The sequence below is a fragment of the Treponema brennaborense DSM 12168 genome (assembly GCF_000212415.1).
Classification (GTDB): Bacteria; Spirochaetota; Spirochaetia; order Treponematales; family Treponemataceae; genus Treponema_F; species Treponema_F brennaborense.
The window spans coordinates 2,905,959-2,927,997 of record NC_015500.1 but is presented as its reverse complement, the minus strand read 5'-3'; the positions used below and the strand labels follow the sequence as shown (position 1 = coordinate 2,927,997).

The following is a 22,039-nucleotide window of genomic DNA, read 5'->3' as shown; positions in this document are numbered from 1 at the left end:
CCGGATAAATCGGCGCGCAGCCGTTACACGTCCGGCCGGGTGCTGCCCGACTGAATTCCGGCAGACTGAGTGCCGGTCGGCGGGTGCCGCCCGACTGAATCCGCCCGACGCTTATTTTTTGAATATACCGTTCGCCTTCTCCGAACAGATGAAAAGGACGAGCGCGAAGCCGGCGAGCACCCACGGTAAAATGGATACCGACGCAATCGTCGCCACCCAGCCGAACAGCGGCGGCATCAGTGCCGAAGACGTGTACGCCACCGCCATTTGAAAGCCCATGACCGCCTGCGCGTTGTCTTTGCCGAACCGCGCGGGCGTTTCGTGCAGCATGGCGGGAAAAATCGGCGCACAGCCGAGACCGAAGAATATGAACCCGCACAACGTGCACCAGTCGCCGACTCCGGTGTAATGTCCGGCAAAAAGGCACGCGACACCCGTGAGCGCGGTGAGTGCACCGGTACGGATAAGCGTTTTATTTGAAAGTTTCATGGCGAGAAATCCGCATAAAAAGCGCCCGGCGGTAATTCCGCCGTAATACAGCGATACCCAGGCCGCCGCCCGCGCCGTTTCAAAGCCTTTTACGGCAGTCAAATAGCTTGAGCCCCACAGACCGAGCATGAACTCCATACTCGCGTACGTCATAAAACACAGCAGCACTTCTTTTACGCCCGGCACGCGGATACTTTCGATGAACGTTTTTTTTGCCGGATGCGTGATATTTTCCCGCTCGGCGCGCGCCAAAAGCGCTTCGTGTTCGAGCCGGCTTTTCCGTTCGGCCCGCTTCCACACCGGCAGTGCGCAAAACATGACGATTACCAGTACGAATTGCACCGCGGCGGTAAAACGGTATCCGTTTTGCCACACGCCGTTTTGCCTGATAAAAGCCGACATGACCAGCGGCCCGGTAAGCGCGCCGATTCCCCAAAAACTGTGCAGGAAATTCATGTGGCTCGCTTTATAATGTTCAGCCACGTATTCGTTCAAACCGCTGTCTATGGCGCCTCCGCCGATGCCGAGAGGAATCGCGAACAGAAACAGCCATCCGAAAGACGGCGCAAGCGAAAATCCCAGCAGACCGACCGCGGTCAGCAGAACGCTCACCGCCGACACTTTCCCGGTACCGAAGCGGCGCAGTACTTTGACGCTCAAAAGCGACGAAACGATCGTTCCGGCTGAAATCGTGAGCGAAACGAACCCCGCGTATCCGAGCGGCAGGCCGAATTGACCGCGTATCGTAGGCCACGCGGCGCCGAGCATTCCGTCGGGCAAGCCCAGACTGATAAAAGCGGCGTAAATGATGCACAAAATGAGAATGGACATGATCAGTTCCTTCTTAATTCAAATGCCGGTTTTAAGAGACTGCGAGCCTGATGCAGCAGTCCGTTCCGGTAATCGGTTTCAAATTCAGGTGAAAGTACTATTTCTGGCAGCCGCGCCCGGGTACCGGAGCAGGCGTCGCCGGACAGCTTATCCGTCCGTTTCAGATGCTCCAGTATGAGATTCAGATGCCGTTCCGTCAAAACTCGCCCGTATAAGACGATTTCCTGCGGATCGAGTACGCAGCACAGGGAGGTTACGAGCTTTGCAATCGCGGCGGCGAGTTTCAGTTCATCGTCGTACAGCGTTTGATCGCTGCACCAGTCGATGCCGAGCGGCATGTCGGAAACTTCACCCGCGTAACTGCGGAACCCGCGGTACACGCCGCTGCCGATCCAGATTCCCGCACCCAGCGCGCAGACGCGCGGAAAATACAATGCCACCACCGCCGTTTCCGGCTGCAATTCCCGCCCTCCGCACCGACCCGCGACGACGCAGTTTACGTCGTTGTCAAGCACGACGGGTAACCCGTACCGTTCGCGGAACAGCGTGCCCAAATCGCAGCCGGCGAGCCGCCCGAAGTCGCATGAAACGACGGTGTCGCCCTGTACGACGCCGGGCAAGCCGACGGCGATCGACCGAATCGCCGGGTAGGCGTTCAGCACGTCGTCGATCGGTGCAAAAAACGATTGCGCTTCCATGTGAGAAACCCGGAATTCCTTCAGGTACACGATTTCATCGAACGCGTTTGCAACGCAGATTTCCGCCGTGTCGAATCCGTCCTTTTTGAGCGTCTGAACGGCGAGCCGCAGGGTCGAGTCGGCGTTGTAGCGGTACTGCCTCGACGGCCGCCCTCCCGCTGAAGGAACTTGTTCGCCTTGCAGTACTTCACCGCTTTCTTCCAATTGCAGAAGGATGGTTCCCACCGTCATCAAACTTAATCCGGTGAGCTGCGACAGTTCCTGTTTGGTTGCCGTCCGGCAATTTTGCAGCGCTTTGGAGACGAGCGCGGTGTTTACTTCTTTTACAACGAGTGCGTTTCCGCAGGATTCATTCATACACTTATTATAAGTATTTTAATAAGTGTATGTCAAGCGAACCTCGTCGGTTTTTCGGAGAAACACCGATATTCAGCCTGCCGCCCGACTTGCCTGCGTGTGCTATTCGTCTGCCGGAATCATCGGCTGCCGCAGTGTGCGCATCGGCGCGCCGATTACGGCGCCGGTTACCGTTATTGTTACTGTTGCGTTTACGTTTACAGCGCCGGTCGCCGTGAATTTACGGCCGGCCGCCTGAATGTACGGCCGGCGTTTTATTGGGACGGAACGACGAACGCCGTCGGACAGCCGTACGCCGGGTGGGTGTAGACGCCGAATTTTTTGCCGTACGCGCGGTACAACAAGTCCGGCGTCAGAACCGATTCCGGCGTGCCCGTGCACAGCTGTGCCGCTCCGTTTTCCCTCGCGCGCCCGATCGGCGAAAGCAGCGCCAGTACGTCGGCGAACGCGGCGGCAAGATCGAGATCGTGGATCGAAACGACGACCGTCAGATTTTTGCGCCGGGCGAGACGTCGGATCGTATCGAGCAGACAAAATCTGAACGTAAAATCGAGATTCGCCGCCGGTTCGTCGAGCAGCAGGACGCCCGGTTCCTGCGCGAGTGCGCGGGCGATTCTGACCCGCTGGAATTCTCCGCCTGAAAGCGTCGTGACGGAGCGATCCAGCAGCGGTTCGAGTTCCAATTCAGCGGCGGCGCGGCGTGCGGCCTCGTAATCGGCTTCGGCGTATGAACCGAAAAAGCCCGTATGCGCGTATCGTCCGGCAAGAATCACGTCGCGCACGGTGTAATTCCAGACGATCGATTCGTGCTGCGGCATGAACGCGATTCTGCGCGAAAGCGCTTTGCGGGAAAACGACGCGAGCGGCTCTCCGTCGAGCGTTACCGGCGGAGATTTTTTTCCGGCTCCGCAGATGAGCCCCGGTACGTCGATTCCTGCCAAAACGGCGAGCAGCGTGGATTTGCCGCTTCCGTTCGGCCCGGTCAGGAACGTGCAGCGTCCGGCTTCCGCCGAAAGCGAAATATCGCTCAGGATTTGCGTTTTTCCGTAAAAAGCGTCGAGCCGCCGCACGCATACGTTATTCATTGAAATTCCCCGTCCGGTTGCGGCCGCCGAACAGTATCGATATGAAAAACGGCGCGCCGGCGAGCGCGGTGATGATTCCCACCGGAATTTCCGCCGGAGCCGCAACGGTTCGCGCGGCAGTATCGCAGGTTATGAGAAACACGGCGCCGCCCATCATGCTTGCCGGTATCAGAACGGCGTGACGCGGGCTGAACAGCCTCCGCGCGACGTGCGGTGCGATCAGCCCTACGAATCCGATGGTGCCGCCCGCGCAGACGGCGGCTGCCGACGCGAGCGAGCCGGCCGTCAGAACCAGCAGCCGCGCGTGAGCGGGATCAAGACCGAGCGCTTGCGCGGTACGTTCGCCGCCGCTCAGGACGTCCAAAAAACGGGCGCAGCCGGCGAGCAGCACTGCGGACAGCACCGCCGCCGGCAGTACGAACGCCAGTTCGCTCCAGCCTTTGCCGTTGAAGCTGCCGAGCGTCCACACGAACATCCGGTGCAGTTCCGTATCTTTGACGAGCAGTACGACGGACGTTACCGCTGAAAAAAACGTTCCGGCGGCGGTTCCCGTCAGCAGAATCGCAATCGTTCCGCCCGAACGTGCCGTCAATTTTGACGCGGCGTATATCAGAAACGCCGCCGCCGCCGCGCCGCAGAACGCGCAGACGGTCGTTACGTTTGCCTGCATGAATTGCGGAAACCGTGAAGCAAGCTCCGCTGCGCCTGCGATTCCCGTTGCCGCGGGAATGAACGCGCTCAGCACCGCCCCCAACGCTGCTCCCGACGAGATTCCCATGATTCCCGATTCGGCGAGCGGATTACGGAAAAATCCCTGGAAAGCGGCTCCCGCACTGGCGAGCAGCGCGCCGCTCAGGCCGGCGAGCAGCACGCGCGGCAGCCGCAGTTCCCTGACGATGACGGCGGCAAACGGATCGGCGGCGGCAGGGCGGAACAGGGCGTTCCCGATTTCACGGAACGGAATGCGTTCGGTGCCGAAAGCGATACCTGCAGCGGCGGCGGCCAGCAAAAACAACGCGGTGGCCGTGAATCGTACGGTGAGCGAAGTTCCGGTGCGCACCGGGTGCGGCGCGGAGATTTTCATCGGTTGCCGTCCCGCGCGTACAGTAATTGCGCGATCAGCAGCGCCGCCTGTCCGATTCGCGGCCCCGGACGGGAAACGACGTCGGCGTCGACGCTGAACACGTTCCGATTCCGCACCGCGGGGACGTTTTCCCAAGCGCGGCGTTTCAGTACGGCCGCCGCCGCGTCTATTCCTCCGTAAGAGGGAACGATGATAACGTCCGGCGCGCGCGCAATGATGCTTTCTTCACTTACCTGCGGGTACGGCTGCGTAACGTCGGCGAAGACGTTTACGGCTCCCGCACAAGCGAGCACGTCGTTTATGAAAGAATTCTTTCCGCAGGTAAAATATGGAGATGCCGACACTTCCCAAAAAACGCGGACCGGCGGTCCGTCCCGTAGAAGCGCGCGCGCCTGTGCGAGCTGCGCCCTGATTCCGGCAACGAGCGTGTCTCCGCTGCGTTCGCATCCGGTAATTCGGGCAAGCTCGGTTATTTCGGAGAGTACGTCTTCAACGGTGTCCGCGGAAGACACGAACACGCCGATACCGTATTTTTCAAGCGGTGCGATAAGATGATCGTGCATACCGGCGGTAACGCAGACCAGATCGGGCCTGAAAGACAGGATTTTTTCGAGACTGGTCGCCTTGCCGTCAAACCCGCCGACGGAAGGAATAGCAGCTGCTTGCGGCGGCCAGTCGCAGTAGTCGGTACGGGCTTGAAGCGAACGTTCCGCTCCGAGCGCGAAAACGATTTCAGTGACCGCAGGCGAAAGTGAAACGATCCGCCGGGGAGAGCCGGCGGAAACAGTTTCTGCCGCTGCGGAAAGCAGCGGTCCGCCCGTTCCGGTGCAGACGAGAATCGCCAGTATGAATGCGCGTAATCGTTTCATGATGGAAAATCATATCATATTCGTTGCGTTAAGTCCGTAAAAAAGTTATGCTTTTTTCATGAAAACGATCGATCTGCCGGCAAACGGAATGGAAACGGGAACGACCTATCAGCATCGGCTTTCGGCGAATCTGCTCGCCGCCGACGAACGCGAAGTATATCGATACGCCGGATATTCCAAAGCCGCCCTTTTGAACGCGGAGGCGATCACTCCGGAAACCTCCGCGCTCGTGTCCGAATGCATCGCGGCCATGCGGCCGGTTCTGCGCCCGCAGGCCGTGTACGCGGTTTTTCCGCTGACCGTCGGCGGCGCTGCGACTGCATTCGCTGCAGCCGCCCCCGGCACGGCCGCCGGCGGTTCCGAAATCTGTTCGTTCGCCGGATATACGATGAAAAGCGCCTGTCTGGCGTGGAATCTTGCAGGCTGCAGCCGCGTGATTCTGTTCGCCGCGACGATCGGGCCGCAGGTCGATTTTCTGATCCGGAAATCGGCAAAACTGGACGCGGCGCGCGGTGCGGTCATGCAGGCGGCCGGCGCCATGTTCGCCGAATCGTACGCGGATTTTCTGAACGCGGAACTTTCCCGGCTCGCCGTTGCGGGCGGCTTCGTTTTGAAGCCGCGCTACAGCCCCGGATACGGCGACGTTCCGCTCGACGTGCAGCGTGTCTTTTTTTCGATTCTGCCGTGCGCGCAGAAAATCGGACTGACGCTGACTTCGTCGCTCGTTATGGCTCCCGAAAAATCGGTAACGGCGTTTATCGGCATGAAACGCGCGGAATCGGCTACGTGAGAGGCGTTTTCTCGGCCGGCGCTTGACTCTCCCGTTGCGGGAGACTGTACCTTTTTGTCTGTGACATGGAGGTATCAGTATGAGTGAGTGTTCGTCGCGCGGCGACGTGCTGTGCGTTCGGGATTTACGGAAATCGTATCGATCGCGTACAAAAGGAACCCGCGTTGAAGCGCTGCGCGGAGTCGGTTTCACCGTGCGGAAGGGAGAGATTTTCGGCATCATCGGTGAAAACGGCGCCGGAAAATCGACGCTCGTCGAGTGCGTGCTCGGTTCAAGAGACTGCGATTCCGGTTCGGTTCAGTTGCTCGGCATGAATCCGGTACGCGCGCCGCGTGCGGTGAAACGGGCGCTGTTCAATCGCGTCGGCGTTCAGTTTCAGGCAACCAGTTTTCAGAATAAAATCAGAGTCGGCGAAGCGTGTGAAACGTCCGCCTGTTTGTACGCACGTCCTGCCGACTGGAAATCGCTGCTGGAAACTTTTTCGCTTTCGGAACTGCGGAATCGCGACGTGGCTTCGCTGTCCGGCGGGCAGAAACAGAAACTGGCGATCGTTCTTGCGCTTATTCCTCAGCCCGAAATCGTTTTTCTGGACGAACTGACGACCGGACTCGATCCGAAAGCGCGCCGCATGATTTGGGATACGCTGAAAAAATTGCAAGCCGACGGTTTGACTATCATTTTAACCTCGCATTATATGGAAGAAGTCGAATATTTGTGCGACCGCGTGTGCGTGCTGAAATCGGGTGAAATCGTCGCTCTGGGCACGCCGAGTACGTTGGTAGCTTCGCACGGTGTCAAAAATCTGGAAGACGTTTTTTTGAACTATATGGATGCGGATCCCGCTGCGGCGGACGGAGGAATCGGAGAATGACTGCTTTGAAAACGTTTTACACATTGTTCAAAACCGAAGCGAAACTGGCGATCCGAGGCGGCGACATGCTGCTGTTCGCCGTCGCCATGCCGGTTGGAATCATGTTTCTGATCGGATGCGTGTCGGCACCGGAAACGGTGCGCAGCGCTTTCAGCGGCGTCGCGTGCGTGGGAATTTGCGCGGCGGGTTTTATGGGCATTCCGCTGACGTTGTCCGGTTACCGGTATGAAAAGGTTCTGAAGCGCTTTAAGGTAACGCCGGTAAGTCCGGGAATGCTGCTCGCCGCGGATACGGCGTTGCAGTTTCTGTTCGCCGCCGTTTCGGCCGTTTTGGTGTGGCTTGCCGCCCGATTCGGCTTCGGCGTAAAAATCGCCGACGGCGCGCGCTTCGTCGCGACGTTTCTGTTTTCGGTGTGCGCGGTGTTTTCACTGGGCGCTTGTATCGGTGCGGTCGTTCCCGACGTGAAAACGGCTAACGTGGTTACGTCGCTGATCTATTTTCCGTCGCTGTTTTTGTCCGGCGCGACGGTTCCGTACGCGATCATGCCGCGCGGGCTTCAGGCGTTTTCAAACGTGTTTCCGCTTACGCAGGTAATTAAACTGCTCGACAACGCGGCGGCGGGGCTGCCGGTTTCGGCGGATATCCTTCGGATCGGAATTCTGCTTCCCGTAACGGTCGCGGCGTTCGCGCTTTCCGTCAAGCTGTTCAAATGGGAGTAACCGGCGGCGTTCCGCGGGCAGGCATTCGTTTCCGTGAGGTTGCGCCGTGCGTTCCGCTATTTGCACCCGCAGCGTCTTGACAACGCGCCGCCGATAGTCGAATATGAAAAACGGTACTGTGCCTGCACTGCGGCCGGATTTCGCGGTGCAATCAGCCGATCAGCTGACGAGCAAATCAGCCGATCAGCCGGAAACGGGAGGACGCCGTGAAATTATCGCAATTTCTGAAACTGACAGCAGGTTTTACGGCGCTTGCGCTCGGTCTCGTGGGCGCGGTGCTTCCCGTCTGGCCCACGACGCCGTTCGTGCTGCTTGCGCTCGGCTGTTTTTCGGCAACGCCGGCTCTGCAGTCGAAAATACTTAAAATCGGGTTTTTCCGCGAATATTACGAAAGCTACACGCGGAAAACCGGACTGCGCCGCCGGACGATTGCGGGCAGTTTGATTTTTCTGTGGGGAATGCTGACCGTTTCCGCCGTTCTGATACGAAAACTGCCGGTGTGTTTGCTGCTGGCCGCCGTAGGCGCGGCCGTTACCGTGCATATTTTATGGATTGCAAAAAAGAGAGGTTAGCGGTGTATCGGATAGGACAATTTTCAGTCATGACGAAAGTGACTGTTAAAGCGCTCCGTTTTTACGAGGATGAAGGACTTTTGTACCCGGTGCACGTGGATCCGGCCACCGGATATCGCTATTACGACACGGCGCAGCTGCTGCGCGTGCATAAAATCGTATCGTTGAAGCAGTGCGGGTTCCCGCTGTGCGAAATCAGGAAAATGCTCGACGGCTGTGATGTTGCGCCGCTGCTCGCGTCCCAGAAAAAGCGGCTCGAAAATCGGATCGCCGCGCAGACGGCGCAGCTGGCTTCGATTAATTCGTATATGAGTTTTCTGCAGGAAGAAAAGACGGTACCGTATCAAGTGGTCGTCAAAGAATTGCCGCGCGTTACGGTGTACAGCTGCCGTATGGTGGTTCCGTCGTACGATGCGTATTTCGACGTCATCCCCGAAATCGGTCGCGAAATCGAGGCGGCAAATCCCGGCCTTACCTGCAAAACCGATCCGTTTTACTGTTTTATCATGTATCACGACGGCGAATACCGATCTCGGGACATCGACATGGAATACTGCGAAGCGGTTACGTGCAAAGGAACCGACACGCCGCGAATAAAATTCAAGGAAATCGAACGCGTACCTCGCGCCGCGTGCGTATTGCACAAAGGTCCGTACGCAACGTTGCCGCAAGCATACTGCGCCGTTTTTAAATGGATTGAAGACAACCGTTTGACCTGCGCCGGACTTACCCGCGAATCGTATATCGACGGTGTTTGGAATCGCCAGAATCCGGACGAATGGCTCACGGAAATCCAAGTTCCGATCGGATAACCGGGCGAACGCCCGCGTTTGCGGTTCAGGCCGCGTCTGCGGCTCAGGCCACGTTTGCGTTTCCATGCCACATGTACGGTTCAGGTCGCGTCTGCGTTTCCATGCCGCATGTACGGTTCAGGTCGCGTCTGCGGCTCGCGTTGACGCGCGGCTGCCGCCCCTCGTGCATACGCGCAGTTCACCGCGCCCGTTCCGCTATTTCAGCAGCGCTTCCACGATGCTTTTTGCCACTTTCATATCCATGCCCGGAACGGCTTTAACGAGCGGCATGATGTTTTTCAGCACGCGGTCCTGCTCCGCAAGCCCTTCTATGATCCGTTTCACTTCGGTTTCCGTTTTTTCGGGAGAGAGCGTTTCGGGAACGAATTCTTTGAGAATTGCGAGTTCGGTCTTTAACTGCGCGGTGTCGGCGCCGCCTTTTTCATATTCGGCGATCGTTGCCTGCGTCTGATCGTACATTTTTTTCGCTGCGCCGGCTATATCGGCATCGGTTTCTTCACGATTCAGTTCCCGCGTCGCTTTCTGAACGGCGTCGATAAGCATTCCCAAAACGGAAGCGCGCACCGGATCGGTTTTGCGGATGGACATGCGTTCTTTAAATAATTCTTTCGTTGTTGCCATAAAAATCTCCTTTTTTACACGGCGCTGTGAGCCGCTGCAACTTGCTGTGAGCCGCTGCAAACCGCTGCAACCTGCTTCGCACCGCAGCGCGCGGTGCCTGCGGACGTTCACGCAATTTTCCGTGTAAACGACCGTCATTAAAGATACTACCAACGGCGTTTCATGGCAAGTGCGAAGTCGGTTCGGCCGAAAACGAGCGCGAGCGTGGGACGGGACGAGCCGTGTCGCTTCGGTACCGGTCGTGGTGCTTTGTTTTTGGGTCGGTACCGGTCGCGGCGGTTCGATTCCGGTCAGGCCGGCCTTCAGCAGGAACGGCCCGCGTGCTGCCGATCGGATACAGCCGCTTTCCCTGGCTTTTCTTCCGGAGCGCACCGCACCGCACACCGGCTTTGCGGGGCTCCGGCATTCGCCTTCGTTGTGCGCTCCGCGGCCGCGCTGTTCGCGCAGCACGCTCCCTGCACAAGACTGCGTACGCAGTCCCCCTTCAATCCGGGCTAGCCGCCTCGGCACAAGACGCGCCTTTTCGCCTTGCAGCGTCCCGCGCAATAGTGTGTTATTCGACATACGGCTGGGTAAAAAGTATCATAACCGTAAACAGTGAAAGTGTGCAAAAACAGGCGGTACGGGTATGGGATATGAAAATGCCCGGTGAAAATCCGAGTATGATACGGGAACAGATTCCGGCACAAAAAATCAGACAACAAAGAAAAAAAACTTTTTTGCACGGCGAGGCATATCGAAGCGCAATCAAAACGCATATGATGATCAAAAAATAGAAACTCAATTCAAGTGCAAAATCCGCGGCGGAAAGCCCTGCCGAAAAGTATAATTCCGTGTTAAGCAGTTTTTTCACGAAGAAACGCGATTTAAAATAAGAATTGCGGCTGAAAAAAGTTAGCAAAAGACTTGCACAGAACGGTATCGCGGCAGCAATGTAATAAGGAATTTTTCGCAGATTTCCGGCTTTACCCGGCTGCGGTTTCCGCGTATTACCGCGAATCAAAACGGTACAAAACAAAACGCCCGAAAAAAATATGAATACGAAATTCAAATCGCAGAAACAGTAGTATGCCATGGTATATAAAAATCCCATTGCAATTTTATCGGCCATCGAAAGTTCAGCGTAATTTGCAAACCAGTTGTTCAATTCAAAATCGTACCGGAGTCTGTTCCCAGGGCATAAAAAGATAAAAACAAGTTCCACCAATACGCAAGCCCAAAGCAGTAGCAAAAACTGCGGTATCTTTTTACGTGTTGCTGTGATGTACACGATGAAAAATAAATAATATCCCGCCAGCAGTGCCGCCATTTGTTCCTGGTTTGCAGCGAACAAAGCGGCGGCAACGTAACCGATTTTTAAAACAGCGTTACGTTGCCCTCTGCCAGTTTCAGTCAGAGCGTCTTTTATCGGAATGAGTGCGAACGTCCCCGCCGCGGCTATCCACAAATAATTAACGGTCGTCGTTACCCATCCTACGTTACCCATCGACTTATAGGGAAACACAAAATAGAAAAACAAAGCAATGACCCAGGTATATTTTTTATATGTTTCTTTTAAACATAATTTTTGCAAGCTGTATACGAGCAGAAAAATGGAAAGTATATTGCAGCATCGCCAGACATTCTGATTATGCTGTATGATAAAATAAAGTACCGTTTCAATAATCAGCCGAGACGACCATGTCTGATAACGCATGTTCAGAAATTCCGTCAGACTGTATTCTTTCGATAATTCCAAGAACCATATGTCATCGCAGTATCCGGCATTTAAAAACCGATGATGTATGACGGTAGCTAAACAAAACAATATGAACGTACCGTAAAAGAACGTTTTTTCCCGATTTTTATTCACTTTTCTTCTCTAACAATAAACTGCGGACGTTGTTTCAGTTCTGCCCAGCACCGGAAAACGCACAATCCCGCTATACCGGTTGCAGAAAGTTGTAATCCGGCAAGAAAAACAAATAGGCAAACAAATAGGGCTGCGGCGCCGGCCGTTCGGTTCAATACGCCGATAATAAAACATGCAAGTCCGCTTATGACGGCGAGCAGCATAAGCAGAAATCCGAAACCGATTACGATTTTCATCGATTTGTCGGAAAAAGTAAAAACGGCGTCGGCAGCATAATCGAACAGCTTCAAAAAGGACCACTTTGAAACTCCGCGGCATCGCTTAACCGGTTCATATTCTATCGTTTTGGCAGTAAACCCCGTCCAGGCATAAATTCCCTTTGAGAATCTGAATCGTTCCGGCATTGATAAAACCGTATCCACCATCCGGCGGCTCATAACCCTGTAATCACGTTCGCCGCATTCAAGTTTTATATCGGAAAAGAGATTAAAGAATCTGTAAAACAGAATCGTGCAAAAATTCCGTATGGAGTTCTTAGGAAAACCGGTTCTTCTGGCTGCACAGCAGTCGCCGCCGTTTTGTATTGCCGCAAGCATTTTCGGTATCAATTCCGGCGGATCTTGCAGATCAGCGTCAAGTATGCAGATAAAATCCCCTTGCGCTCTTTGCAGAAGCGCGTACAGTGCTGCTTCTTTGCCGAAATTTCTGGTAAACGAGACGTATCGGACGTACGGATTCTCAGCGGATATTTTTTTAATCGCCGTAAAAGTTCCGTCTGTAGACCCGTCGTCTGCAAAGATAAGTTCGTAGAATACGGGCTCGGAATCCGTCCCGACGGTTTGGAGCACTCCTATAACGCGGGAATAAAACTCCTGCAACACGTCTTGTTCGTTAAAACAGGGAACGCAAACGGAAAGTACCATTTATTTGCTGCGGACGCCGTTATTCCAACATATCGTCGGTTATTTTGATTACAGTCGTCTTTCCTGCCGTAACGGGGTATATTTCGGAACGGAAAACAGATCCGTTGCAGAAATCGCCGGTTCCCTTAACATAATAATATCCGACAGGTACGTCTTTAAAAGTACAGTCGTCCTCATCCAAATGATTGTAACTGTAACCTTCTGCTATGGATGAAGCCACGCAGATCTCTGTGCCTGCTTCCATGAGTTTCAGTACCCGAAGTGAATGCGAGCGAACTTCAACAGTACCTGTGCCCGCATTTGAACCGTTGTTCCCTGCGTTACTGCCGTCGTCTCCTGCATTCGGACATCCGGTAAAAATTACCGCCGTGCATAAGACAATGACGGCAAGCAAAAAAAAAGCTTTTCTTTTAGAGTTTTTCACGCCGACTCTCCTCCTACTTTTGCAGTGCAATGCTACTATAGTATCAACATACTGCAATAGTAGCGAATTTGCAACTCTTTTTTACAATAGTAGTAAAAATAGCTATGAGTTTTTGGAAAAAAGTCGACGATGAATTGAAATATCAGGGAATTTCACGCGACAGTTTGGCACAAATGGCAAATTTTACCGTTTCAAGCATCAGCGCGGGAATTTCAAGAGATAACATGCCCTCTGCTGATCTTGCAGTCCGCATCGCGAAGGTACTGCATAAACCCCTTGAGTATTTTCTTGACGATTCCGATATCGGCGTAGACCTCGACTTGTCGGTTTTCCCTGAACAAATCAGAAAAAACCGGCAGTACGTAAAATATTGCAGCGTATACGATGATTTGGAACGGCTGCCCGTATACGTACGGCAGACCATCATAGAAATGATTCATAAATTGGCGGTAGAAAAATAATTTTTTCCTTTTTATGCGGAGCGCACCGCACCGCACACCGGCTTTGCGGGGCTCCGGCATTCGCCTTCGTTGTGCACTCCGCGGCCGCGCCGTTCGCGCAGCACGCTCCCTGCACAAGACTGCGTACGCAGTCCCCCTTCAATCCGGGCTAGCCGCCTCGGCACAAGACGCGCCTTTTCGCCTTGCAGCGTCCCGCGCAATAGTGTATCTTGGTGAAAAATCGTTTTGCAAGGAGCCTGCCGCAATGAAACGGACAGATATACGGAACCTTTTGGGAAAACAGGTGTTGTTTTTTGACGGCGGCACGGGTTCCGTGCTGCAGGCGCAGGGACTGAAACCCGGCGAACTGCCCGAAACCTGGAATCTGAGCGAGCGTGAAAAAATCGTCGCGCTGCACTACGGCTATTACCGCGCTGGCTGCAATATCGTAAAAACGAACACGTTCGGTGCGAACCGGCTCAAATTCAGCGCGCCCGGAGAACTCGAATCCGTCGTCCTCGCCGCGCTTGAAAACGCCGCCGAAGCGCGCCGCCGCATTGAAAACGAACCGATTCCGGAAGCGGAACTCGAAACGCTGCGCGCCGCCTCGCTCGCGCCCGCATCTGTAAATCCTGCGGAACTTCCGCATTTTATCGCGCTCGACGTAGGACCCGCGGGCAAACTGCTTGAACCGCTCGGCGACCTTCCGTTCAGCGGCGCGGTCGAACTGTTTTCGGACACGATCCGAGCCGCCCTCTCGTCGGCGCGGCGTGAAGCCGTCGATCTGATTCTGATTGAAACGATGAACGACTGCTACGAAGCGAAGGCGGCGGTCGTTGCGGCAAAGGAAACGTGCGCCGCCCTGAACGTCCGGCTGCCGATAATCGTAACGACCGTGTACGACGAATCGGCCAAGCTCCTGACCGGCGCCGACCCCGAAACCATGACCGCCGTTCTCGAAGGGCTCGGCGTCGACGCGTTCGGCATGAACTGCAGTTTGGGACCGCACCAGATGCAGCCGATTCTTGATCGGCTTTCCGCCGCCGCGAGTATTCCGCTTGCGGTGAACCCGAACGCGGGGCTTCCCCGCAGTGAAAATGGCCGTACCGTGTACGACGTAACGCCCGCCGAATTCGCGCGGGTAACGGCGGGCTTCGTCGATCGCGGCGCGGCGCTCGTCGGCGGCTGCTGCGGTACGACGAGCGAACATATCTGCCGTTTGGTAAACGCGTGCGCGGGTAAACCGTGTCCGGTGCGGCGCGACACGGGCGTTACGCTGATTTCTTCTTATACGAAAACCGTCGCGTTCGGCAAAAAACCGATACTCGTGGGCGAACGTATCAATCCGACCGGAAAAAAGCGGTTCAAGCAGGCGCTCCGTGAGCACGATATTCAGTACATTATCCGCGAAGGTCTCGCGCAGGAAGAAAAAGGCGCGCACGTGCTCGACGTGAACGTCGGACTGCCTGAAATAGACGAAACGGAACTGTTGGTAACGGTCGTTACCGAATTGCAAAGCGTTACGGATCTGCCGCTTCAGCTCGACACCTCCGATCCCGCGGCTATGGAAGCGGCGCTTCGCGTTTACAACGGCAAAGCGCTGGTCAATTCGGTAAACGGCAAGCGCGAAGTGATGGACGCGGTGTTCCCGCTAGTCAAAAAATACGGCGGTGCGGTCGTTGCGCTCATGCTGGACGAAGACGGCATTCCGGAAACGGCGGAAGGTCGCCTCCGTATCGTTCGGAAGATATACGCCGCCGCCGCCGAATACGGTATTGCGCGCAAGGATATCGTCATAGACCCGCTGGCGATGGCGGTCAGTTCCGACCCCGGTGCCGCTGCGGTAACGCTTGAGACGCTGCGCGCCGTCCGCGACGAATTCGGCGGCCGTTCGATTTTGGGCGTGTCGAACGTATCGTTCGGACTGCCGCAGCGCGAACTCATTACCGCTTCCTTTTTTACGATGGCGATGCAGAACGGGCTGAGCGCCGCGATCATGAATCCGAACTCGGCGGAAATGATGAAAGCGTACGCGTGTTTTTGCGCGCTTTCCGGTTACGATCCGCACTGTAGCGATTACATCGCGTTCGCCGAATCGTACGGTGCGGCCCCGCCGCCGCTCTCGGCAGGTGGCGCTCAGTCTGCCGCCGCTGTTCACCGTGTCCCGGCGACGGCAGCGGCTCAAAGCGCTCCGGCGACGGCAGCGGGCAGCGGCTCCGTTCAAAGCGCGCCGCCGCAAACGCTCGAATACGCGGTTATCCGCGGCTTAAAAGAAGATGCCGCCGCGCGTACCCGTACGCTGCTCGGCACGACGGAAGCGCTTGATATTATCAACAATCACCTGATTCCCGCACTCGACGTCGTGGGCAAAGGATTTGAAGCTAAAAAAGTGTATCTTCCGCAGCTTTTGATGAGCGCGGAAGCCGCAAAAGCCGCGTTTTCGGTTATAAAAGAAACGCTCGCCGCCGCGGGCAAAACCGATGAAAGCAAAGGCACCGTCGTACTCGCGACCGTTAAGGGCGATATCCACGATATCGGCAAAAACATCGTAAAAGTGCTGCTTGAAAATTACGGTTTTACCGTCGTCGACTTGGGCAAAGACGTGTCGCCCGAACGGATTGCCGAAATCTGCGCGGAAAAACGCGTTCGGCTCGCGGGACTGAGCGCGCTCATGACGACGACCGTTCCCGCAATGGAAGCCACGATCACGCTGCTGCGCGCCCGGGCTCCCTGGTGCAAAGTGTGCGTCGGCGGCGCCGTTTTAACGCCGGAATACGCCGATATGATCGGAGCCGACTTTTACGGCAAAGACGCGCTTGAAACCGTAAAATACGCGCAAAGTGTGTTTTCGTAAAATCATTTGCTTAAAACAGATTTCTTTGTTATGCTGTCGGCTGACGGTCACGGAATCCGGTGCAATACCGGAGCGGTCCCGCCACTGTAAACGATTCGTACCGTTTCCGCTTCCCGAACGGGATGCGGGGAGGTACGCCGTTCCGCACGTACGCCATTGCCGGAAGGTGAGAAGGCGCGGAACGGAGCCGTAAGCCAGGAGACGCCCGTCGCATCTTATTTTTTTTCTTACATTCCCGAGGAGGTTTGTATGCAGTTTTCCCGTGTGTGTGCGGCGGCCGTGTGTGTCGCTGCAGTGGGTACGTTCGCTTTTGCCGATTCGATGACGGATTCGGAGCCGGACTTGCGGGGTGATAGCGTGAGAACCTATACGGTTTCCGCCGCTCCCGACGAACAAAACGTGTATTCTGTTCCTGCGGCCGTTACCGTTATTACTGCCGATGATATTGCCGCTTCCGGCAAAACGTCCGTGATGGAAGTGCTGGCGACGGTGCCCGGCGTTACGTTTACCGAAGGATATTACGGTAAAAGCACGGCGTCAATCCGCATGAGAGGCGCTTCCGGTGACAATCCGTTCGGTCAGGTCGTTGTCCTTGTTGACGGCAAACGGCAGAATAATCCCGATATGTCTCCGCAGAATTGGAGCGCGGTGCCGCTTTCCGCCGTGGAACGCATTGAAGTTATCGACGGAGCGGCCGGCGCGCGGTACGGTTCCGGTGCGGTCGGCGGCGTCGTGAACATCGTTACCAAAAAGCCCGAAACCGGCGTAACCGGCGACGCGTCCGTTTCTTACGGCAGCAATAACGAAACGACTTTGCAGGCTTCCGGCGGATTCGGTTCCGAAAAAGGCGGCGTCCGTGCGTTCGTTGATTATTACCGAAGCAGCGGGTGGCGCGAACATTCGGCGCTGTCGTCCCTGAACGCCGGACTCAACGGATACGTCTCGGCTGCCGGCAAACTGACGTTCAGACCGTCCGCGTCATATTTTACGACCGATTTTGAACTGCCCGGCAGTTTGACCGAAGCCGAATTTAACGCCGATCCCACGCAGGCGAACGCGGCGTCCGTTACGAGCAAGGATAAAGGTTCGGAATGGAACACCGGCGCTGCGCTGACGGGCGAATTCGTTCCCGGTGATAAATTGACCGTTTCCCTGCCCGTCGCCTGGACGTATAAAAACCGGCAGTTCGACAATTACGGGTACAGGACGTATTTCTTTCATCAAATAGAAGCGGCCGCGCAGGCCGTGTATACGGATTTGTTTTTGGCAGGATCGCTCGCGGCCCGCGCCGGATTCGATTTCAGCGGCGTACTGTATACCGGGCAAAAATACGGAGAGTCGGCACGTAAAACGTTGACGAACGAATACGAAATCAATCAGTTTTCGTACGCGCCGTACGCGAGCGCGTCGTTCTCTTTTACCGTTCCGGTCGTGCTGAACGCGGGCGTGCGTTTTACCGCGGCGAACATATCTGCCGAAAAAAAATCGGCTTCGTTCAGCGCCGATGATACGTATTACGCCTGGGCGTACGATATTGCGGCGAGCTATAATTTTACCGAAACGGCGTCCGTATACGCAAAATACGGCACGATGTTCCGGCTGCCTTTTATCGATGAAAAAACGTCGCTTGCGTCTGGTGCCGGTTTTAACGCGGATTTGAAGCCGGAAAACGGCTGGAACGCGGAAGCGGGTGCAAAATATGCGTTCGGTGATAAAATCGAAACCGCCGCCGTTGCCTACGTAACGTATCTCGAAAACGAAATAAGCTACAACGCGGCGACGTATCGGAATGAAAATCTGGACGCGACGCGCAGAATCGGCGGCTCTCTTTCCGTGAAGTCGTCTCCCGTTTCATGGTTCAGTTTGAACGGAAACGTCGGATACGTGTATGCGGTTTTCGCCGCCGGTGCGGCTGAAAACAATCGGATACCGCTGCAGGCGGCTGTGAACGCGTATTGTCAGGCTGCGTTCAATCTGCCTCAGGGAATCGTCGCATCGTCCGACGTTTCGGTTATCGGAAGCCGGTATATGAGCGGCGACACTGCGAACGCGTACGCAAAGCTCGATCCGTACGCGCTCGTCGGCCTTTCACTGCGGTACACGCCGCCGCAGCTGGACAATATGCTGACGGTTTCCGCTTCGGTTGAAAATCTGTTCAACGTAAAGTACGCGACGTTCGCTACGGCTCCTTCTGCGTGGAGCGGCGCGGCGTATTATCCGGGAACGGGGCGCACGTTCAGTATACGCGCTTCGTTCCGGTATTAAAGCCGCGGTACGGTTTGATGCGCGATGCGGAAAAACGGCGGAGGCTGCGTCGCTGCGGGGCGGCTGCCGTTTCCGCGGCGATTTTTTGGACTGCCGTTCCGTGCGGGGTGAGTGCCGTGCTGCAGATATGCGGCGGTGCCGATACTTCCGACGCGGATGCGGCGCGCCGATTTTTGCCGATACGCATCGTTCTGAACGGCGCCGCGGAACTGAGAGCGGAACCGGCCTCCAAACCTGAGCTGTCCGTCAAACCGGCAGCCAGTAAACCGGAACCGGCCTCCAAACCTGAGTTGTCCGCCAAATCGGCAGCCAGTAAACCGGAAGCAGCCTCCAAACCTGAGCTGTCCGCCGTCCGGAACTTTTCACTGCAGTCCGCCGCATCCGGCGGCATATCCGATGACGCACCGGAAATCGTGTCCGGCAGCATATCCGATGACGCGCCGGAAATCGTGTCCGGCGGCGGTGGCCATGAACCGGCAGCTGCCGCCGTAACAGAACTCCTTGAACCGGGACGCCTTGAACCGGCGCACGTTAACGGCGATACACCCGGTAACGCGCCGGGTGCCGCCGCAACGGAACCGGCGGTGCTTGCGTTGCTCGACCGGAAAATCCTGGACAATTTAACGTATCCGGAGCGCGCCCGGCGGCGTGCGGTTGAAGGCCGCGTTACGGTTCGCATATCGATCGGCCCGTACGGAACGCTCGATTCTTACCGTATCGAAGCGGGATCCGGCAGCGCGTTGTTGGACGATGCCGCTGCGGCGTTGATCGAGCGCGTGTTTCCGCTCACGGAAAGTTCGTATCCGTATCCGGTGAATACGACCGTTCGGATCGTATATGCGCTGCGGCCGGTTGTTGGCAGCGACGGTCTGATGTGATATAGTTACGGCGGAGCTGCCGGAAAAGGACGCGTTCTTCATCGGCGTTTTGAATCAATCCGCAGGAAGTAATACATGATATGTTTTAAGCAGTGGCATGAGGATACTTTTTTTTATCGGGAAACGAAACTGAACTTTTGTCAGTGCGATGAATTGCATCAGCTCAATCTTTCGGAGCTGCTTTTGGTAACGGCCGATTCCGCTATTGAAGATTATCATCAGCGCGGTTTTACGTACGAATATTTGAATGACCACGGCGTGGCGATTCTGGTGTCGCGCGTATCGTTTAAAATCCATTCCATGCCGAAATCGAACGATATTATCACGATAAAAACTTGGGAAGAAGCGCCCGTCGGTTTGCAGCTTGCCCGCCGCTATGAAATTACCGGTGTTTCCGGGCAGTCGCTCGTGTCGGGGTACAGTACTTGGCTCGTCGTAAATCCCGAACTTCGCAGAATCATGAAGCCGTCCCAGTTCACGCTGCGCGACGAACCGACGCTTAAAACTGAGTTCTGCGGTCTTGATTGTACAAAGATCGCGGTTCCCGAAGATATGCAGCTGCTGGACGAACGGACGATCCGTTATACCGATATCGACGCGAACGGACACATGAACAACGCGCGTTACGGTGCGTATATCATCGATTGCCTTCCCGCCGAATATCAGCAAAAAACGCTCACCGATTTCCGTATTAATTATTCGCATGAAGCCCGAAAAGGAGATACGCTCCGCCTGTTCGGCAAAGCAGAAGAATCCGCGCATAAGCTTATCGTCGTCGGAAAGACGGACGGCGGCACCTGCTTTGAAAGCGAACTGTATTTTGCGTAGAAAAAATAAAACCGCCCTGTCGGACGGTATCATATGATACGTTTCGTTTTCGGAACGCTGAGAACGAAAAAAAGACCGAACGGAATGTTCGGTCTTTTTGGAGATGAGGGGACTTGGGCTTTGCCCCGCCTGCGCGGCAGTGCCGCTCCGGTTCAAGTCCCCTAAAAAAATAAAACCGCCCTGTCGGACGGTATCATATGATACGTTTCGTTTTCGGAACGCTGAAAACGAAAAAAAAGACCGAACGGAATGTTCGGTCTTTTTGGAGATGAGGGGACTTGGGCTTTGCCCCGCCTGCGCGGCAGTGCCGCTTCGGTTCAAGTCCCCTAAAAAAATAAAACCGCCCTGTCGGACGGTATCATATGATACGTTTCGTTTTCGGAACGCTGAAAACGGAAAAAAAAGACCGAACGGAATGTTCGGTCTTTTTGGAGATGAGGGGACTTGGGCTTTGCCCCGCCTGCGCGGCAGTGCCGCTTCGGTTCAAGTCCCCTAAAAAAATAAAACCGCCCTGTCGGACGGTATCATATGATACGTTTCGTTTTCGGAACGCTGAAAACGAAAAAAAAGACCGAACGGAATGTTCGGTCTTTTTGGAGATGAGGGGACTTGAACCCCTTACCTCTTGCATGCCATTGAATTATAGTATTGTTATAATATATTTTATTGTGTTATAGCAAGTTATATAGAATCGCTTATTTAATATATCATATAGAGATACAAAAATACAGTGTATTATTGAGTTATATAAGAGAATATTGAAACTGTATGTTTTTACTACCAGTAGTACTTACCAATGCCGTTAGACTAACACGAGGGTTACACCCCTTGTCAGCTAAAGCTGACAATTCCCTGTTACTTTATCAGAATAAATTCTGATAAAGTTTAATAATCATTTCCTATGAATCCTTCCTATCCTATGGTACACGCCACATGAAGTTGATAGAAAATGAATTAAATTTTTAACTAATTCCTAAAATAAACAATACATGTCTAAATTAGTCTATACTTTTGCTCTTTGGCTGAGATTTGATTGTATTAATAATTGTTCTGTAAGAATATAGGCATTTGTTAAATGCAATAGAATTCGTAGTTGGTTGCTGTTCCATTTGATTTCCTCTTTAATACTCTGTAACGAGGTTATAAAATGACATACGGATATATTCGGGTTAGCACCGACAAACAGACAGTTGAAAACCAGCGGTTTGAAATTAACAATTTTTGTAAAAAAGAAAAGCTTAACGTTGACGGCTGGATAGAAGAAACAATCAGCGGAACAAAAAATTACGACAAACGAAAACTAGGGCTTCTTTTACAGCAAGTTAAAAAAGGTGATTTAATAATTTGTGCAGAACTTAGTCGTCTAGGACGAAATCTTTTTATGATTATGGAAATATTGAATATTTGTATGAATAAAGAATGCAAAGTGTGGACAATAAAAGACAACTATCGACTTGGCGACGATATTCAAAGCAAGGTATTGGCGTTTGCGTTTGGATTAAGTGCAGAAATTGAGCGTAATCTAATTAGTCAAAGAACGAAAGAAGCGTTAAAATTGAAAAAAGCAAGTGGCACTATTTTAGGAAGACCTAAAGGAAGAAAAACATCTCCAAAACGGCATAAGCTATATCAAAAAGACGAACTAATATGCGAACTGTTGTTCTGCCGTATATCACAAAGAAAAATTGCCAAATATTTTGAAGTTGACAGGAACACTCTTGCTCATTTTGTGGGAAAAAGTAGTTTGATTCAAAAATACAAAAAAATGTGTATATAA

Annotated in this window: 20 protein-coding genes and 1 riboswitch; of the genes, 11 read left to right on the top strand and 9 right to left on the bottom strand. The window is 54.3% G+C overall.

What is annotated here, in order from left to right; translation table 11 throughout:
- Positions 1-111: 111 nt before the first annotated feature.
- The 5 genes from TREBR_RS12780 to TREBR_RS12755 all read right to left on the bottom strand — a co-directional run bounded on the left by TREBR_RS12780 (position 112) and on the right by TREBR_RS12755 (position 5,413).
- Positions 112-1,320 (bottom strand): MFS transporter, encoded by a 1,209-nt coding sequence (locus TREBR_RS12780; protein ID WP_013759588.1) that lies wholly within the window; start codon positions 1,318-1,320, stop codon positions 112-114.
- A 2-nt stretch (positions 1,321-1,322) separates the two neighbouring features.
- Positions 1,323-2,375: an ROK family protein gene (locus TREBR_RS12775; RefSeq protein ID WP_013759587.1), complete on the bottom strand. Its 1,053-nt coding sequence runs from the start codon at positions 2,373-2,375 to the stop codon at positions 1,323-1,325.
- 254 nt (positions 2,376-2,629) lie between these two features.
- Positions 2,630-3,460: an ABC transporter ATP-binding protein gene (locus TREBR_RS12765; protein ID WP_013759586.1), complete on the bottom strand. Its 831-nt coding sequence runs from the start codon at positions 3,458-3,460 to the stop codon at positions 2,630-2,632.
- Complete coding sequence (locus tag TREBR_RS12760) at positions 3,453-4,544, bottom strand: FecCD family ABC transporter permease (protein ID WP_013759585.1); 1,092 nt, start codon at positions 4,542-4,544, stop codon at positions 3,453-3,455. Before TREBR_RS12760 ends, TREBR_RS12765 begins: the two co-directional genes overlap by 8 nt.
- A complete protein-coding gene (locus TREBR_RS12755) occupies positions 4,541-5,413 on the bottom strand; it encodes a cobalamin-binding protein (protein WP_013759584.1) in 873 nt (290 codons plus the stop codon). Before TREBR_RS12755 ends, TREBR_RS12760 begins: the two co-directional genes overlap by 4 nt.
- Before the next feature lie 58 nt (positions 5,414-5,471).
- Between TREBR_RS12755 and TREBR_RS13950 the strand changes: the two genes are divergently transcribed.
- The 5 genes from TREBR_RS13950 (at position 5,472) to TREBR_RS12730 (ending at position 9,177) form a co-directional block, all read left to right on the top strand.
- Positions 5,472-6,203 carry a vitamin B12 dependent-methionine synthase activation domain-containing protein gene (locus TREBR_RS13950; protein WP_013759583.1) on the top strand — a complete coding sequence of 244 codons (732 nt, stop codon included), beginning with the start codon at positions 5,472-5,474 and terminating at the stop codon, positions 6,201-6,203.
- Positions 6,204-6,282: 79 nt separating this feature from the next.
- Positions 6,283-7,074 (top strand): ABC transporter ATP-binding protein, encoded by a 792-nt coding sequence (locus TREBR_RS12745; protein WP_013759582.1) that lies wholly within the window; start codon positions 6,283-6,285, stop codon positions 7,072-7,074.
- Complete coding sequence (locus TREBR_RS12740) at positions 7,071-7,793, top strand: ABC transporter permease (RefSeq protein ID WP_013759581.1); 723 nt, start codon at positions 7,071-7,073, stop codon at positions 7,791-7,793. The genes TREBR_RS12745 and TREBR_RS12740 overlap by 4 nt, the downstream gene beginning before the upstream one ends.
- Before the next feature lie 206 nt (positions 7,794-7,999).
- Positions 8,000-8,365 (top strand): YbaN family protein, encoded by a 366-nt coding sequence (locus tag TREBR_RS12735; RefSeq protein ID WP_013759580.1) that lies wholly within the window; start codon positions 8,000-8,002, stop codon positions 8,363-8,365.
- Complete coding sequence (locus TREBR_RS12730; protein ID WP_041610461.1) at positions 8,341-9,177, top strand: MerR family transcriptional regulator; 837 nt, start codon at positions 8,341-8,343, stop codon at positions 9,175-9,177. Before TREBR_RS12735 ends, TREBR_RS12730 begins: the two co-directional genes overlap by 25 nt.
- Before the next feature lie 195 nt (positions 9,178-9,372).
- On the opposite strand, the gene TREBR_RS12725 is transcribed toward TREBR_RS12730, so the two are convergent.
- The 4 genes from TREBR_RS12725 to TREBR_RS12710 form a co-directional block, all read right to left on the bottom strand.
- Positions 9,373-9,798 carry a GatB/YqeY domain-containing protein gene (locus TREBR_RS12725; RefSeq protein ID WP_013759578.1) on the bottom strand — a complete coding sequence of 142 codons (426 nt, stop codon included), beginning with the start codon at positions 9,796-9,798 and terminating at the stop codon, positions 9,373-9,375.
- Between the two features lie 553 nt (positions 9,799-10,351).
- Positions 10,352-11,650 (bottom strand): DUF6056 family protein, encoded by a 1,299-nt coding sequence (locus tag TREBR_RS12720; RefSeq protein WP_013759577.1) that lies wholly within the window; start codon positions 11,648-11,650, stop codon positions 10,352-10,354.
- A complete protein-coding gene (locus tag TREBR_RS12715; RefSeq protein WP_013759576.1) occupies positions 11,647-12,573 on the bottom strand; it encodes a glycosyltransferase family 2 protein in 927 nt (308 codons plus the stop codon). The genes TREBR_RS12720 and TREBR_RS12715 overlap by 4 nt, the downstream gene beginning before the upstream one ends.
- A 19-nt stretch (positions 12,574-12,592) precedes the next feature.
- Positions 12,593-12,997, bottom strand: coding sequence for a hypothetical protein (locus TREBR_RS12710; RefSeq protein WP_013759575.1), 405 nt, complete (start codon positions 12,995-12,997; stop codon positions 12,593-12,595).
- Between the two features lie 104 nt (positions 12,998-13,101).
- On the opposite strand from TREBR_RS12710, the gene TREBR_RS12705 reads away from it, so the two are divergent.
- The 6 genes from TREBR_RS12705 to TREBR_RS12680 all read left to right on the top strand — a co-directional run bounded on the left by TREBR_RS12705 (position 13,102) and on the right by TREBR_RS12680 (position 22,039).
- Positions 13,102-13,458 carry a helix-turn-helix domain-containing protein gene (locus tag TREBR_RS12705; RefSeq protein ID WP_013759574.1) on the top strand — a complete coding sequence of 119 codons (357 nt, stop codon included), beginning with the start codon at positions 13,102-13,104 and terminating at the stop codon, positions 13,456-13,458.
- A 244-nt stretch (positions 13,459-13,702) separates the two neighbouring features.
- Positions 13,703-16,291 carry a homocysteine S-methyltransferase family protein gene (locus TREBR_RS12700; protein WP_013759573.1) on the top strand — a complete coding sequence of 863 codons (2,589 nt, stop codon included), beginning with the start codon at positions 13,703-13,705 and terminating at the stop codon, positions 16,289-16,291.
- Between the two features lie 20 nt (positions 16,292-16,311).
- Positions 16,312-16,514: riboswitch (cobalamin riboswitch) on the top strand.
- A 26-nt stretch (positions 16,515-16,540) separates the two neighbouring features.
- Entirely contained in the window at positions 16,541-18,556 is a 2,016-nt protein-coding gene (locus TREBR_RS12695) for a TonB-dependent receptor (RefSeq protein WP_013759572.1), read from the top strand.
- 17 nt (positions 18,557-18,573) lie between these two features.
- Positions 18,574-19,434, top strand: a complete 861-nt coding sequence (locus TREBR_RS12690) for a TonB family protein (protein WP_013759571.1) — start codon at positions 18,574-18,576, stop codon at positions 19,432-19,434.
- Positions 19,435-19,509: 75 nt separating this feature from the next.
- Complete coding sequence (locus TREBR_RS12685; protein ID WP_013759570.1) at positions 19,510-20,262, top strand: acyl-[acyl-carrier-protein] thioesterase; 753 nt, start codon at positions 19,510-19,512, stop codon at positions 20,260-20,262.
- Positions 20,263-21,409: 1,147 nt separating this feature from the next.
- Positions 21,410-22,039: a master DNA invertase Mpi family serine-type recombinase gene (locus TREBR_RS12680; protein ID WP_013759569.1), complete on the top strand. Its 630-nt coding sequence runs from the start codon at positions 21,410-21,412 to the stop codon at positions 22,037-22,039.

What these genes read in the sequence shown, in the direction of transcription:
- TREBR_RS12780 (WP_013759588.1), bottom strand. Translation starts at nt 1,320, where the DNA reads ATGTCCATTCTCATTTTGTGCATCATTTACGCCGCTTTTATCAGTCTG.
- TREBR_RS12775 (WP_013759587.1), bottom strand. Translation starts at nt 2,375, where the DNA reads ATGAATGAATCCTGCGGAAACGCACTCGTTGTAAAAGAAGTAAACACC.
- TREBR_RS12765 (WP_013759586.1), bottom strand. Translation starts at nt 3,460, where the DNA reads ATGAATAACGTATGCGTGCGGCGGCTCGACGCTTTTTACGGAAAAACG.
- TREBR_RS12760 (WP_013759585.1), bottom strand. Translation starts at nt 4,544, where the DNA reads ATGAAAATCTCCGCGCCGCACCCGGTGCGCACCGGAACTTCGCTCACC.
- TREBR_RS12755 (WP_013759584.1), bottom strand. Translation starts at nt 5,413, where the DNA reads ATGAAACGATTACGCGCATTCATACTGGCGATTCTCGTCTGCACCGGA.
- TREBR_RS13950 (WP_013759583.1), top strand. Translation starts at nt 5,472, where the DNA reads ATGAAAACGATCGATCTGCCGGCAAACGGAATGGAAACGGGAACGACC.
- TREBR_RS12745 (WP_013759582.1), top strand. Translation starts at nt 6,283, where the DNA reads ATGAGTGAGTGTTCGTCGCGCGGCGACGTGCTGTGCGTTCGGGATTTA.
- TREBR_RS12740 (WP_013759581.1), top strand. Translation starts at nt 7,071, where the DNA reads ATGACTGCTTTGAAAACGTTTTACACATTGTTCAAAACCGAAGCGAAA.
- TREBR_RS12730 (WP_041610461.1), top strand. Translation starts at nt 8,341, where the DNA reads ATGGATTGCAAAAAAGAGAGGTTAGCGGTGTATCGGATAGGACAATTT.
- TREBR_RS12725 (WP_013759578.1), bottom strand. Translation starts at nt 9,798, where the DNA reads ATGGCAACAACGAAAGAATTATTTAAAGAACGCATGTCCATCCGCAAA.
- TREBR_RS12715 (WP_013759576.1), bottom strand. Translation starts at nt 12,573, where the DNA reads ATGGTACTTTCCGTTTGCGTTCCCTGTTTTAACGAACAAGACGTGTTG.
- TREBR_RS12705 (WP_013759574.1), top strand. Translation starts at nt 13,102, where the DNA reads ATGAGTTTTTGGAAAAAAGTCGACGATGAATTGAAATATCAGGGAATT.
- TREBR_RS12700 (WP_013759573.1), top strand. Translation starts at nt 13,703, where the DNA reads ATGAAACGGACAGATATACGGAACCTTTTGGGAAAACAGGTGTTGTTT.
- TREBR_RS12695 (WP_013759572.1), top strand. Translation starts at nt 16,541, where the DNA reads ATGCAGTTTTCCCGTGTGTGTGCGGCGGCCGTGTGTGTCGCTGCAGTG.
- TREBR_RS12690 (WP_013759571.1), top strand. Translation starts at nt 18,574, where the DNA reads ATGCGCGATGCGGAAAAACGGCGGAGGCTGCGTCGCTGCGGGGCGGCT.
- TREBR_RS12685 (WP_013759570.1), top strand. Translation starts at nt 19,510, where the DNA reads ATGATATGTTTTAAGCAGTGGCATGAGGATACTTTTTTTTATCGGGAA.
- TREBR_RS12680 (WP_013759569.1), top strand. Translation starts at nt 21,410, where the DNA reads ATGACATACGGATATATTCGGGTTAGCACCGACAAACAGACAGTTGAA.